12 protein-coding genes are annotated in these 13,637 nt (G+C 63.9%); 5 read left to right on the forward strand and 7 right to left on the reverse strand.

Annotated elements, in window-relative coordinates:
• Positions 1 to 26: 26 nt before the first annotated feature.
• The 5 genes from metG (at position 27) to mazG (ending at position 4,514) form a co-directional block, all read left to right on the forward strand.
• Positions 27 to 1,574: a methionine--tRNA ligase gene (gene metG, locus U1707_RS01395; protein WP_332798369.1), complete on the forward strand. Its 1,548-nt coding sequence runs from the start codon at positions 27 to 29 to the stop codon at positions 1,572 to 1,574.
• Positions 1,574 to 2,365 (forward strand): TatD family hydrolase, encoded by a 792-nt coding sequence (locus U1707_RS01400; protein ID WP_332798370.1) that lies wholly within the window; start codon positions 1,574 to 1,576, stop codon positions 2,363 to 2,365. The genes metG and U1707_RS01400 overlap by 1 nt, the downstream gene beginning before the upstream one ends.
• Positions 2,362 to 3,126, forward strand: coding sequence for an MBL fold metallo-hydrolase (locus tag U1707_RS01405; protein ID WP_332798371.1), 765 nt, complete (start codon positions 2,362 to 2,364; stop codon positions 3,124 to 3,126). Before U1707_RS01400 ends, U1707_RS01405 begins: the two co-directional genes overlap by 4 nt.
• Positions 3,123 to 3,710: a retropepsin-like aspartic protease family protein gene (locus tag U1707_RS01410; RefSeq protein WP_332798372.1), complete on the forward strand. Its 588-nt coding sequence runs from the start codon at positions 3,123 to 3,125 to the stop codon at positions 3,708 to 3,710. The genes U1707_RS01405 and U1707_RS01410 overlap by 4 nt, the downstream gene beginning before the upstream one ends.
• Before the next feature lie 69 nt (positions 3,711 to 3,779).
• A complete protein-coding gene (gene mazG, locus U1707_RS01415; RefSeq protein ID WP_332798373.1) occupies positions 3,780 to 4,514 on the forward strand; it encodes a nucleoside triphosphate pyrophosphohydrolase in 735 nt (244 codons plus the stop codon).
• Here mazG and hflX read toward each other — a convergent pair.
• From hflX to dusB, 7 genes are all read right to left on the reverse strand, one after another.
• Entirely contained in the window at positions 4,495 to 5,787 is a 1,293-nt protein-coding gene (hflX, locus tag U1707_RS01420) for a GTPase HflX (RefSeq protein WP_332798374.1), read from the reverse strand. The two genes, mazG and hflX, sit on opposite strands and share 20 nt — an antisense overlap.
• Entirely contained in the window at positions 5,784 to 6,350 is a 567-nt protein-coding gene (gene hfq / locus U1707_RS01425) for an RNA chaperone Hfq (RefSeq protein ID WP_443025649.1), read from the reverse strand. Before hfq ends, hflX begins: the two co-directional genes overlap by 4 nt.
• Before the next feature lie 88 nt (positions 6,351 to 6,438).
• Positions 6,439 to 7,815 carry a nitrogen assimilation response regulator NtrX gene (ntrX, locus tag U1707_RS01430; RefSeq protein WP_332798376.1) on the reverse strand — a complete coding sequence of 459 codons (1,377 nt, stop codon included), beginning with the start codon at positions 7,813 to 7,815 and terminating at the stop codon, positions 6,439 to 6,441.
• 4 nt (positions 7,816 to 7,819) lie between these two features.
• Positions 7,820 to 10,066, reverse strand: a complete 2,247-nt coding sequence (locus U1707_RS01435; protein WP_332798377.1) for a sensor histidine kinase — start codon at positions 10,064 to 10,066, stop codon at positions 7,820 to 7,822.
• Positions 10,067 to 10,138: 72 nt separating this feature from the next.
• A complete protein-coding gene (gene ntrC / locus U1707_RS01440; RefSeq protein ID WP_332798378.1) occupies positions 10,139 to 11,563 on the reverse strand; it encodes a nitrogen regulation protein NR(I) in 1,425 nt (474 codons plus the stop codon).
• Positions 11,560 to 12,597, reverse strand: coding sequence for a two-component system sensor histidine kinase NtrB (locus U1707_RS01445; RefSeq protein ID WP_332798379.1), 1,038 nt, complete (start codon positions 12,595 to 12,597; stop codon positions 11,560 to 11,562). Before U1707_RS01445 ends, ntrC begins: the two co-directional genes overlap by 4 nt.
• Positions 12,598 to 12,634: 37 nt before the next feature.
• On the reverse strand, positions 12,635 to 13,633 hold the full coding sequence (gene dusB / locus U1707_RS01450) for a tRNA dihydrouridine synthase DusB (RefSeq protein WP_332798380.1): 999 nt from the start codon (positions 13,631 to 13,633) through the stop codon (positions 12,635 to 12,637).
• Between the last annotated feature and the right edge of the window lie 4 nt (positions 13,634 to 13,637).

Here is a 13,637-nt window from a genome sequence, read left to right on the forward strand (position 1 = left end):
TCGGGGCGATGCTCTAGGAGCGCGGCATGGCCGACCCTTTCTATATCACCACCGCGATCCACTATCCCAATGGCCGTCCGCATATCGGCCATGCGTACGAGATGATCGCCGCCGATGCGATCGCACGCTTCCAGCGCCAGGCCGGGCGTGACGTCCTGTTCCAGACCGGCACCGACGAACATGGTCTGAAGATGGTCCAGGCCGCGCGTGACCGCGATATGCCCGTGCGCGAACTCGCCAATGAAATGTCGTCGTATTTCCACGAGATGGCCGACCGTCTTGGCATCTCGTATGACCGGTTCATCCGCACCGTCGACGAGGATCACTACGCCGCGAGCGCCGCGATCTGGCAGGCGATGGCCGACGCAGGCGATCTGTATCTCGACCGCTACGAAGGCTGGTATTCGGTCCGCGACGAAGCGTTCTACGACGAGTCAGAGCTGACCGGGGAGGGCGACGATCGCCGCTCGCCGCAAGGCACGCCGGTCGAATGGACCGCGGAGGAGACCTGGTTCTTCCGCCTTTCGAAATATCAGCAGCCGTTGCTCGATCTCTTCGCCGCCAACCCCGATTTCATCCGCCCCGAAAGCCGCCGCAACGAGGTGATGCGCTTCGTCGAGGGTGGCCTGAAGGATCTGTCGGTTTCGCGGACCAGCTTCGACTGGGGCGTGCCCGTACCCGGCAGCCCCGGCCACGTCATGTACGTGTGGGTCGATGCGCTTACCAACTACCTGACCGGGATCGGCTATCCCGACATGACCGGCGAGAAGGCAAAATACTGGCCGGCGGATATCCATTTGATCGGCAAGGACATCGTCCGGTTCCACGCGGTCTACTGGCCGGCGTTCCTGCTGTCGGCAGGCATCCCACTGCCCAAGAGCGTGTTCGGCCACGGCTTCCTTCTCACCCGCGGCGAGAAGATGTCGAAGTCGGTCGGCAACGTCGTCGATCCGATGGCGTTGGCGGATGCATTCGGCGTCGATGCGCTGCGGTATTTCTTCCTTCGCGACGTGAGCTTCGGCCAAGACGGCAGCTACTCACCCGAGGCGATCGTGACCCGAGTCAATGCCGAGCTGGCGAACAGTTTCGGCAATCTTGCGCAGCGGACATTGTCGTTCATCGCCAAGAACTTGGGCGGCCAATTTCCCATGGCCGGTACGGTCCAGGATGCCGACGGGATACTGATCGAGGAGGTCGTCGTCGCCTGTGCCGGGTTCAAGTCCGCCTTCACCGATCTCGCGCTGTCGCAAGGCATCGAGGCGTGGATGCGCGGTGTGTTCGCGTGCAACCAGTATATCGACGCACAGGCACCCTGGGCGCTGCGCAAGACCGATCCCGAGCGGATGAACGCGGTGCTCCGGACGCTGGTCCGCGCGATCCGCATGCTCGCGATCGCGATCCTGCCGGTGGTTCCGGATTCCGCTGGGAAAGTGCTCGAGCAGATCGGCGCGGCCGAGCGCGACCATGCCGCGATAGACGACGACGGCTGGTATGATCGTGTAGCTGCTTCCGACTTCCGGATCGCGCCGCCGGCGCCCGTATTCCCGCGTCTCGAACTACCTGCGGAGGTCTGATGCTCGCCGACAGCCATTGCCACCTGAACTACAAGGGCCTCGTCGAGGACCAGCACGCGGTGCTCGTACGGGCTAGGGCGTGCGGCGTCACGGCGATGCTCAACATCTCGACACGCGAGAACGAATGGGACGATATCGTCGCCACCGCCGAGCGCGAGCCTGACGTCTGGGCGACGATCGGAATCCACCCGAACGAGGCTGACGTGTATCCCGACGTAGATGCCGCCAAGCTGATCGAGCGCGCACGGCATCCACGCGTGGTAGGGCTCGGCGAAAGCGGCCTCGACTATTTCCGCGACACCTCGGACCGCGCCCGCCAGCAGGCGAGCTTCCGCGCGCACATCGTCGCGTCGCGCGAGACTGGTCTGCCGATCGTCGTTCATACGCGCGATGCCGAGGACGATACTGCGGCGATCATGGCCGAGGAGATGGGGAAGGGGGCCTATCCCGGCGTCATCCACTGCTTCACCGCGAGTGGAGCTTTCGCCGACAAAGCGCTGGATATGGGGCTTTATATCTCGATCTCGGGGATCGTGACGTTCAAGAACGCGCGGGACCTGCAAGAGACCGCCGCGCGCCTGCCGATCGAACGACTGCTGATCGAGACCGACGCGCCGTTTCTCGCGCCGGTGCCGCATCGCGGCAAGACCGGCGAACCTGGGTTCGTTGCCGACACCGCTGCGTTTCTCGCCAACCTTCGCGGCGAAAATGTCGAGGAACTGTCGCGCCGTACGGCCGAAAACTTCCACACGCTGTTCGGCAAGACGCGGGTGTCAGGGGCGGCGGCATGAAGATCACGATCCTCGGCTCCGGCACATCCTCCGGCGTGCCGAGGATCGGCAACGACTGGGGCGAATGCGATCCGACCGAGCCGCGCAACCGGCGCACGCGTGCGTCCGCGATCGTCGAGCATGACGGTACGCGGATCCTGATCGATACAAGTCCCGACATGCGCGAGCAGTTGCTGGCCGCCGATATCGATTGTGTCGACGCGGTGATCTGGACGCACGACCATGCCGATCATTGCCACGGCATCGACGATCTCCGCCAACTTTTCCACGCAGCCGGAGAGCCCGTTCGTGGCTACGCCCGGCCGTTCACGCTGGCAGCGCTCGACGCGCGCTTTACCTACGCCTTTCACGGTCGCCTCGGCTATCCGCCGACGATCGCCGCCGAAGTTCTGCCTGATCGGTTGACGGTCGGCGGGATCGATATTTCGGTGACCGACCAGCCGCACGGTAGTATCCATGCCGCCGGCCTGCGGTTCGAGGCAGCCGGAGCCTCGATCGGATATGCGACCGATTTCAACCTGATGACCGACGACATGGCCAGCCTGTATCAGGATTTGGACATCTGGGTGGTCGACGCGCTCCGCCGGCGACCGCATCCAACGCACATGGAACTGCCTGCCGTGCTTGCTTGGGTGGAGCGCCTGACGCCGAAGCGGACCGCGTTAATCCATATGGACAACACGATGGATTATGCGACGTTGCGTCATGAACTGCCGACCGGCGTCGAGCCTGGCTATGACGGGTTGATCCTGACAGCATGACCGACGACCGCGCGGCCCAGTTTGCGCTGTATGCAGTCATGCTGATCCTGCCGCTGTCGGCCTTGGTCGCGCGTCGATTGCCGTTGAAGCCAGTGCTGAAGATGGCGCTGGCCTGGGTCGCGATCTTTGCGGTTGGCCTGCTGATCGCGAGCCAGCGGGATCGGCTGTCTGGCTTCAAGTCCATGTTTTCCGATCAGCAGGTGAGCGGAACCGAAACTCGGATTCGCATGGCGGAAGACGGGCATTTCTGGGCGGATGTCGATATCGACGGTGTCCGCCGCCGGATGCTGATCGATAGCGGAGCGACGACGACTGCCTTGTCCGCTGCCACGGCCAAGGCTGCCAACCTGGATAGCGACGAAAGCCCGTTTCCAGCGATCATCGAGACCGCCAACGGTACGGTGTCGGCGCGCACCGCGACCGCAAAGAGCGTGACGATCGGCACTGTCAATGCAACCAACCTCGGCATCGTCACGTCGCCGGCGTTCGGCGAGACCAACGTGATCGGCATGAACTTCCTGTCTAGACTGGGATCGTGGCGGGTCGAGAATGCCACGCTCGTTCTTACGCCAAATAAGCAGTAGGTTTTACATAATGTCTATTATCGATCTAACATTATCTTTTAGATCGGGTGCTATCAATCGGAGTTCCTGATGATCGAACGGCTCGTTTCCATCATGGCGCGACTGCGTCATCCGGTCGAAGGTTGCGAATGGGATCGTGTTCAGACGTGGTCGACCATCGCGCCCTACACGATCGAGGAAGCCTATGAGGTCGCCGACGCGATCGCGCGCGATGACCCGGCGGACCTTAAGGACGAACTCGGCGACCTGTTGCTCCAAGTGGTATTCCACAGCCGTATCGCCGAGGAGTTCGGCGCGTTTACCTTGGCCGATGTCGTCGCCGCTATCAGCGACAAGATGGAGCGTCGTCACCCTCACATATTCGGCGACGCAACCTCCTCGCCAGGTTGGGAAACGATCAAGGCCGCCGAGCGCGCGGAGAAGTCCGATCACAGCGCTCTCGCCGGCGTGGCGATCGGCCTGCCCGCCTTGGCTCGCGCGGAAAAATTGCAGAAGCGTGCCGCGCGCGTCGGCTTCGACTGGCCGGATGCGGCTGGGCCTCTCGCCAAGATTGTCGAGGAAATAGAAGAGGTTCGCGAGGCCGGTTTAGACACGGTAGAAGAGGAAATCGGCGACCTGCTGTTTGCCGTGACCAACTGGGCGCGGCATCTCGGTGTCGATCCCGAAGCTGCGCTCAGGGCCGGCAACGCCAAGTTCGAAGCACGTTTCCGGACAATAGAGGCCGATGGCGGCGACGCATTCGCCGCCATGACCCTCGATCAAAAGGAAGCCCTGTGGCAGTCGGTCAAGCGTCGCGGCGAATGAACCGGTCGTAATCGGTTTCCGACAAGCGCACGTCGTACGTGGTCTCGAGTTCGTCGTCCAAGCTGCCAAGAACCTCGCCGTGCGCATGCAGCCACGCCGCCCCGGCGCCATCGGTCGCGTCGAGCGTGATGCTGTACCGACGATGAGCCCCGGTCAGCTTGGCGGCAACCTGGTGGATCAGGTCATCCACCCCTTCCCCGCTCAGCGCCGAGATCGCGACGACGTCGTCTCGGTGTGCAGCCTGCGCGGCAATCTCGTCATGCGTATCGGCGTCGAGCAGATCGAGCTTGTTCCATACCTCGAAGCGCGGCGTGTTCTCGTCGACGCCGATCTCGGCCAGCACGGTTTCGACGTCCGTCCGTTGCGCCTCGGTATCGGGATGCGCGATATCGCGGATGTGGACGAGCAGATCAGCGGACACGACCTCCTCAAGCGTCGCCTTGAACGCGGCAACCAACTGCGTCGGCAGATCCGAGACGAACCCCACCGTATCGGACAGGATCGCCTTGTCGATGCCAGGCAACTGGATCTGCCGCAACGTCGGGTCGAGCGTCGCGAACAGCAGGTCCTCGGCCATCACGTTGGCGCCGGTCAGCCGGTTGAACAGCGTCGACTTGCCCGCATTGGTATAGCCGACCAGCGCGATCACCGGCCACGGCGCGCGCTGGCGCCGCTCGCGGTGAAGCCCCCGCGTGCGGCTGACCTGCTCGAGTTCGCGCTTAAGCCGGGCCATACGGTCGCGGATCAGGCGGCGATCCGCCTCGATCTGAGTCTCGCCCGGACCGCCCAGGAAGCCGAAGCCACCCCGCTGGCGTTCGAGATGGGTCCAGCTGCGTACCAGCCGCCCCGCCTGATAATCGAGATGCGCCAGCTCGACCTGCAAGCGCCCCTCGGCGGTCGCCGCGCGCTCGCCGAAGATCTCGAGGATCAAGCCAGTACGATCGATGACCTTGGTTTCGAGCGCCTTTTCGAGATTGCGCTGCTGGACCGGGCTGAGGCTCGCGTCGAACACGACCAGCCCAGCCTCCTCCATCCTCACCTGCGTCGCGAGCAGCTCGACCTGACCGCTGCCGATCAGCGTCGCCGGCTTGGGCTGGCGAACGCGGTAGGCGATCCGCTCGACGACCTCGACGCCGATCGCCGCGGCGAGACCAGCGGTCTCCTCTAAACGGGCATCGACGTCGCGCGACGCATCACCCTGATCGGGTAACACCACGATCGCGCGCGTACCGCGGGTGAACTCGTCCCGATCACGTTCGAAACCGCTACTCAATCGTCATGGTCCGCGTCATCGGCATCATCCGTATCAGTGGGTTCCTCGGCGAGGTTCAGCGGACGCGCCGGCTGTATCGTCGAGACCGCGTGCTTGTAGACGAGCTGCGCCATTCCCTCGCGCTGGAGCAGCATGCAGAACAGGTCGAAGCCGGCGATCTGACCCTGCAGCATGACGCCGTTGATCAAGAACATCGTGACGCTGTCTTCGGACTTGCGCACCGCGTTGAGGAAAATGTCCTGCAACAACGGATGCTTCTTCTGGTTCTCTCCGACCGCGTCTACGATCGCTGACACGTCCATCGGTCCAGCGGGCATGATCGTCGAAATGGCGTGCTTGTAGATCAGCTGCGACTGACCATCGCGGCGGAGCAGCACGGAAAAATTATCGAACCATGTGACGATGCCCTGGAGCTTCACGCCCTTGACGAGGAACATCGTGACCGGCGTCTTGGAGCGCCGGAGTGCGTTCAGGAAGAGGTCCTGAAGCGAGCCTGGTTTATCGGCCAATGGGATAACCCTTTGTTTTTGGCGGGACTTTGCCCACAAGGCGCTGTTTCCCAGCGTCGGAGATGCACCCGGTTACCGGGCACCATATGTGATCTATGATCGACACGCCCATAGTTCCAGAGGGCGGCGAAATTACGGCGCGTTATTCGTCGCGTGTTTCGGTTATGCCGAGCAGCTTGAGTTTGCGGTGGAGTGCCGATCGCTCCATGCCGATGAAGCTTGCGGTGCGCGAGATGTTGCCCGAGAAGCGCCGGATCTGAACGCGCAGATATTCGCGTTCGAACGTCTCGCGCGCCTCCCTCAGCGGCGATCCCATAATCGCGGTCGACCCAGCAGACCCGATATCCCCCTGATCCCCGAGCACCTCCGCGGGCAACAGGTCGAGATCGATACGGCCAATCCGATCGCCCGGCGCCAGAATGATCGTGCGCTCGACAACGTTGCGAAGCTGGCGAACGTTGCCGGGCCAGTTGTAGGATTGCAGCGCGACCATCGCATCGGGCGCGATTTCGGGCGTCGGGACGCGCCGTTCGGAAGCGTAATGCGCGATGAAATGCTGAACGAGAGCTGGGATATCCTCGCGACGATCGGACAGCGGTGGGATCGTGACCGGCACGACGTTCAAACGGTAATAGAGGTCTTCGCGGAAGCGCCCCTCGGAAATCTCGAACACCAGATCGCGCGCGGTCGCAGATACGACCCGAACGTCCACCTTCACCACCCGCGTGCCACCGACCCGTGTAAAACTTTGATCGGTCAGCGCGCGCAGGATACGCGCCTGCGTGGCAATCGGCATGTCGGCGATCTCATCGAGGAACAGCGTTCCGCCATGCGCCTGTTCGAACAGACCAGGGCGGACAAGATCGCCCGCTTCCTCGACGCCGAACAACTCCTCGTCCATCCGCTCGGGCGTCATCCGCGCCGCGCTGACAATAATGAACGGAGCGTCGGTCCGTAAACTCCAGCCGTGCAGCAGACGCGCGGCGACTTCCTTGCCGACGCCGGCCGCCCCCATGATCAGTACTCGGCTGCCCGTCGATGCAACACGTTTCAACGTCGCCCGGACCCCGTTGATCGAGCCGGAATTGCCGGTCAGATCGGTCTCGCGCCCTACAGTCGCCCGCAGTGACGCCACTTCGCGGCGGAGACGCTCTGTTTCCGTCGCGCGCGCAACCATGATGAGCAAGCGCTCTGCTTCGAACGGTTTTTCGATGAAGTCCGAGGCGCCACGCCGGATGGCGGCGACAGCGGTGTCTAGATTGCCGTGACCGGAGATCACGAGGACCGGGATCGACGGGTCGCGACGCTTGATTTCGTCGAGCAGTTCGAGCCCGTCGAGGCGCGAACCTTGCAGCCATACGTCGAGCAACACGAGCGACGGACGACGCGCGGCGATCGCCTCGAGCGCGGAATCGCTGTCGCCAGCGTCGCGCGTGTCATAGCCCTCATCCTCGAGGACTCCAGCCACGAGTTCGCGAATGTCACGTTCGTCGTCCACGACGAGAATATCGAGCGCCATCAAATCATATCCGGTTACGGGTCATCACGGCGAGTTGGCCCTCCCCTGCCAACTCGGGTGCCGATGCCCCTTGGTCGAGCGCGGCCAGCGCCTTGGCGTCGAAGGTCATGGTGACGATTGTACCGCCACCGGGTCGATCGGAAAAGCCGATCGTACCACAATGCTCCTCAATGATCTTCTTGACGATGGCAAGCCCAAGTCCCGTGCCACGTGCGCGGGTCGTCACATAGGGTTCCATGATCCGGTCTCGGTCCGGGGGCAGGCCGATGCCGGTGTCCGCCACCGCGATGCTGACGCTGCGGCCCGGATCCTGGCTGAGCGTCATGGTCACCGAGCCGCCAGGTTCGCCACGCGATTCAACCGCTTCTACGGCGTTCTTCACGATATTGGTGAGCGCCTGCCCAATCTGGCGGCGGTCGCAGACGAGCGACAGCGCAGGATCGTCGTTGACGAGGTGGAAGCCGATCGCGGGGTGCGCCACCTCGTGCAGAAACAGCGCCTGGCGCGCAGCATCGACCAGCGACTCTTCGCGAAACACGGGCTTGGGCATCCGCGCGAACGACGAGAACTCGTCGACCATGCGGCGAAGGTCGCCGACTTGACGGATGATAGTGTCGGTCAGCCGGGAGAACGTGCCGTCCTGCGCCTCGATCTTGCCGCCATAGCGACGCTGGAGCCGTTCGGCGGCAAGCTGGATCGGCGTCAGCGGATTCTTGATCTCATGGGCGATCCGCCGCGCCACGTCGGACCATGCCGCGCGACGCTGGTCGAGCAATTGCTGCGTAATATCGTCGAACGTCAGGATCGGCCCGGTGGTCGGTCGCGCAATCCGGACGGCCAGCGTCCGCATGTCCCCCGCCTGCCCTACCTCGACGATCGCCTCGCGGTCGCCGCTGTCCAGCATGGCATCGAGTTCGGGCGCGACATCGACTAGCCGGCGACCGACCAGACTGTCGGTGCCGACGACGGTCGCCAGAAGTCCGGTGGCCGATTCGTTGGCGATCGTGATCGTCCGGTCGCGGCTCGTCGCGACGACGCCGGCGGACACGCCCGCCATCACCGCCTCGATCAGGGCACGACGATTTTCAAGTTGACCGTTGGCGGTGACAAGTTCGGTATTCTGTTCTTCCAGACGGCCCGTCATTTGATTGAAGGCGTTTGCAAGCGTACCAACCTCATCCCGACTGCGTGGGTCGGGTACGCGCGCCGTCAAGTCGCCCGCCGCAACCCGGCGCGCAGCATCGACCAGTTCACCGACAGGCCGCACCAGGCGATCGGCAACGGCCAGTGCGATCCATACCGCGACGCCGACGATCAACAGCGATATCAGCAACAGCGCCGCGTTGAATCGCAATTGCAGGCTTCGCGCCCTAGCCAGCAGCGATCGATAGCTCGTCAGGACGTCGTTCGCGCGCGTCGTCTGCTCGGACAGCGATTTTGTGTCCTCGACGCGTCCCGCATACAGGAACAGCTCGTCCGATCCCGGCAGCATCGTGATAGTCTGTATGCGGTCGCCCGTGACCGCGACGACGGCGCTCTTGCCCGATCGCAGTTCGGCGATCGCCGACGGCGTGACACGCCGCGTGAAATCGATCTCATACGGATTGACGATGGCAAGCGTCTGGATGCCCTGCTGCGGAGAGACCTTGAACAAAGCGGCCTCCGAAAGGCTGCGGTAATAGACTTGCTGGAGGAACCAGCCAGAGAAGTCCGGACTCTGCAGCGATCGCTCGCGTAGATAGGCGGACATGTCGCTAGCCATCGTCACGGTCGCTTCCTGCCACCGGTTGAGCTGACGCGCATACGAAGACTGGGCGAGACCAGTCGCGTTCTCGAGCATTCCGCGCGCTTGATCGGAATACCAGAACTGCACGCCGTACTGGAACAACAGCGACGCAAAGATCGTGACGAGCAGCATCGGCACTGCGGCGACGATCGAGAACAGGCCGACCAACCGGACGTGAAGGCGCCCGCCGCCCCCGACGGGCGAGCGTGCGGCACGCCGCATGGCGACGCGGCGTCCCAGCAACATCAGGAGTGCGATACCGGGCACAAGGTTCGCGACCAGCAGCAACGCAACGAGTGGCGGCGCAAGGAGACGCTGCGGCGCGTCGGTCCCCGTGATGACGAAGTAACTCGCTATGCCGATCGCGACCGCCACGGCGACGACCAGCGCCTCGATCGCAGGCGTCACGGCAAACCGCGGCGAAAGCCCGTCTTCATCCATAGGTAGCGCCGCGGAAGCGATCATCGGTGCCCCGATACAACGTCAACCGTTGCCATTAAACCACATAATGACCGAGTTCATGCCATTCCGGCGTTTTCACGCAGGAATTTCGCCGCCGAGATCGATCCCGAGCGTGTCGAGCCGCTTGCGAAGCGTGTTGCGGTTGATCCCCAGCGCCCGGGCGGCACGTAGCTGATTCTGTCCGTGGCGGGCGAGCATCGCCTCGATCAGCGGCCGCTCGACCTCACCGATCACCCTATCGTATAACGTTCCATCGTCGAGTGCGGCGGGATCCTCTCGTGCGATCCGCTCGATCATCGCGCGGACGGCCTGCGCGATGTCGACGTCGGGAAGCTCGTTCGCATCGACCTGCGTTCCTATCATCGTCCGGATCGCCTCGGCATCGATCACTTCGTCGCGAGCGAGGACGGCAAGACGACGCATCAGGTTTTCGAGTTCGCGAACGTTCCCGGGCCATGCGTGCGCGCCCAGCGCGGTGATCGCATCCGTGGCGAGCTGGCGTCGCGGCAATCCCTGGATCGCGGCATGATCGAGAAAATGCCGCGCGAGCAGGGCGATGTCCTGCCGGCGTTCTCGGAGCGCGGGGAGCGCGATGGGCACGACGTTCAGGCGATAGAAAAGGTCTTCGCGGAACTGACCAGTCGCGACTTGCGAGGACAGGTCCCGATTGGTGGCCGCGACGATCCGTACGTCGACGCGGATCGTGCGAGCCCCGCCGACGCTGGTGAATTCGCCGGACTGGAGGACGCGGAGGAGACGCGTCTGTGCCTCCATCGGCATGTCGCCGATCTCGTCGAGGAACAGTGTGCCGCCCGACGCCTGCTCGAACCGGCCGGCGTTGCGCGTCGCCGCGCCGGTGAACGCGCCACGCTCGTGCCCGAACAGCTCAGCCTCGATCAGTTCGCGTGGGATCGCGGCCATGTTGATCGCGACGAACGGCGCGGCACTGCGTCGGCCGAGATCGTGGATGGCGCGGGCGACCAGTTCCTTGCCGGTACCTGATTCACCCGAGATCAGCACGGTCAGGTCATTCGACACGACCCGTGCGATGATCCGGTAAACGTCCTGCATCGCTGCGGAGCGACCGATCAACGGAAGCGCGCGATCTTCCTCATGGAGCGCATCCTCGCTGACCATGCCGCCCCTCGCCAGGGCTCCGGTTACTGCGCGTGTAAGGACGTCGAGGTCGAACGGCTTGGGGAGGTATTCGTACGCGCCCACTTCGGCGGCGCGGACAGCGGTGGTCAGTGTGTTCTGCGCGGACAGGACTATGATCGGCAGCAGGGGAAAACGCGCGGCGACGCTGCGGACATGATCGATGCCGTCACCGTCGGGGAGGATCACGTCGGTGACGAGGACATCCGGCAGCGACGCCCCGAGCGCACGTTCGAGCTGAGCGAGACTGTCGGCGACGGTGACGTCATGCCCTGCACGGCGTAGCGCCTGCGCGACGACGGTCCGGATCGCGGCGTCATCGTCGACGACCAGAACGGTGCTCATGATGCCGCTCTGGGAAGCAACAGGCGGAGGACGGTCATCTCGGGCTTTCCTTCGCGGGCGTATTGGACGATTCCCCCCATGTCGCGCGTGAGCTTGTCGACCAGCGCGAGACCGAGCCCCTGCCCTTCGCGGCGGCCGGAGACGAACGGATCGAACAGATGATCGGCGATATCGGCCGGGGCGCCCGGGCCATTGTCGAACACGCAAATTTCGATCGGCAGCGGCAGGCGCGGTTTGCCGGGCGCCGAACTCACGGTGATGCCGTGGCGGTAGGCGGTGGTCAGCACGATTCGGGGTTCGCGTTCGTTTCGAACGGCTTCGCGCGCGTTCTTCAGCAGGTTTATGACGATCTGAAGCAACGCGTCGCGGTTGATCTGTGCGGGTGGGAGCGACGGATCGAAGCGTTCCTCGATCGTGATCCCGCGCGCGAACCCGGCAAGTGCGAGCCGGCGCGCATGACCGAGCAGTGGGTAGATGTTCTCGCTGGCAAGCGGCAAAGGTCGCGTGTCGCTGAAGTCCTGCATCCGGTCGATCAACGCGGCGATGCGGTCGACCTCTGTGACGATCAGCGTCGTGAGTTCGCCTGCACCCAGCAACTGCGCTGCACCGCGGATGCCGGACAGCGGGTTCTTGATCTCGTGCGCCAGCATTGCCGCCGCACCAACGGCGGCCCGCGCTCCGGCAGCACGGTCGGCAAAGTGCCCAAGACGCCGCGAGGTCGCGGACGCGTGCAGCGTGATCGCCCGCCAGCCGGGGTAATCGGCAATCTGCGTTTCGGCGAAATCGACGCGGATCTTCACACCCCGTGCCGTCGATATCTCCGTGTCGTAAACGGCCAGGCCATGGCCGTCGCGGTTACGCGGATCGTCGGGCGGCGGGATGATCGCGTCGAGCGGCTGTCCGATCATCAGCCGTTCGGACAGGTTCAGCAGTTGCTCGGCAAGCGAGTTCGCATGGGCGACGCGGTGATCAGGATCGACGACTACAACGGCGACCGGTAACGCGGCAAACAGCTCTGCAAAGCCCGGCCGCACGCGAGAGTGCCCGGGGACTTGGCCAAGGACCTGGGTGTCAGGCAGCCGCAAGGTCCCGCCAGGGCGCGTAGAACTCGGCCAGCATCGCCTTGACCTGCTTGGGGTCGGGAACCTGGTTCACCTTGTTGCGGAACTCGGCCGAACCGGGGAGGCCCTTGGTGTACCAGCCAATGTGCTTGCGCGCCATGTTGACGCCGGTCTCGATCCCATAATGCTCAAGCATCGCCTCGTAATGCCCTGCGATCGCGTCATATTGCTCGGTGATCGACGGGTCCTCGATGCGACGGCCGGTGGCGAACCATTCCATCACCTGACCGAGCACCCAGGGGCGTCCGTAAGAACCGCGTCCGATCATCAGGCCGTCCGCGCCGGACTGGTCCATTGCCGCCTCGGCGTCCTCGATAGTGCAGATGTCGCCGTTGACGATGACGGGCACGCTCACCGCGTCCTTCACCTTCCGGACGAAGCCCCAGTCGGCGCTGCCCTTGTACATCTGGTTGCGCGTGCGACCGTGGACGGTGATCAGCTTGATGCCGAGGTCTTCCGCGATGCGCGCGAGGTCAGGGGCGTTGAGGCTGTCATGGCACCAGCCCATCCGCATCTTGAGCGTCACCGGCACGTCGACCGCCTTGACGGTGGCGTCGATGATCGCGCTGGCAAGCTTGGTATCGCGCATAAGCGCCGAGCCCGCGTCGCCGTTGACGACCTTGCGCACCGGGCAGCCCATGTTGATGTCGATGATCGCCGCGCCGCGATCCTGGCTGAGCTTGGCCGCTTCGCCCATCTCGTACGGCGTGCAGCCGATGAGCTGCATCGATACCGGTTCCTCGAGCCGATCCCACGCAGCCTTCTGCAACGACTGGCGCGTCTCGCGGATGGCAGCCTGGCTCGCGACCATTTCGGTGACGTTGAGGCCCGAGCCATAGCGTCGCACCAGCGTGCGGAACGGCATATCGGTGACGCCGGTCATCGGTGCGAGCACGACGGGGCTTTCGATCCGGACGGGACCGATCTGGATGGGGGACAAGTTACGCATGAAT

Origin of the sequence: Sphingomonas sandaracina (assembly GCF_036663695.1) — a bacterium.
In the GTDB taxonomy this organism is placed as follows: Bacteria; Pseudomonadota; Alphaproteobacteria; order Sphingomonadales; family Sphingomonadaceae; genus Sphingomonas.

What these genes read in the sequence shown, in the direction of transcription:
- U1707_RS01400 (WP_332798370.1), top strand. Translation starts at nt 1,574, where the DNA reads ATGCTCGCCGACAGCCATTGCCACCTGAACTACAAGGGCCTCGTCGAG.
- dusB (WP_332798380.1), bottom strand. Translation starts at nt 13,633, where the DNA reads ATGCGTAACTTGTCCCCCATCCAGATCGGTCCCGTCCGGATCGAAAGC.
- metG (WP_332798369.1), top strand. Translation starts at nt 27, where the DNA reads ATGGCCGACCCTTTCTATATCACCACCGCGATCCACTATCCCAATGGC.
- ntrC (WP_332798378.1), bottom strand. Translation starts at nt 11,563, where the DNA reads ATGAGCACCGTTCTGGTCGTCGACGATGACGCCGCGATCCGGACCGTC.
- mazG (WP_332798373.1), top strand. Translation starts at nt 3,780, where the DNA reads ATGATCGAACGGCTCGTTTCCATCATGGCGCGACTGCGTCATCCGGTC.
- U1707_RS01410 (WP_332798372.1), top strand. Translation starts at nt 3,123, where the DNA reads ATGACCGACGACCGCGCGGCCCAGTTTGCGCTGTATGCAGTCATGCTG.
- ntrX (WP_332798376.1), bottom strand. Translation starts at nt 7,815, where the DNA reads ATGGCGCTCGATATTCTCGTCGTGGACGACGAACGTGACATTCGCGAA.
- U1707_RS01435 (WP_332798377.1), bottom strand. Translation starts at nt 10,066, where the DNA reads ATGATCGCTTCCGCGGCGCTACCTATGGATGAAGACGGGCTTTCGCCG.
- U1707_RS01405 (WP_332798371.1), top strand. Translation starts at nt 2,362, where the DNA reads ATGAAGATCACGATCCTCGGCTCCGGCACATCCTCCGGCGTGCCGAGG.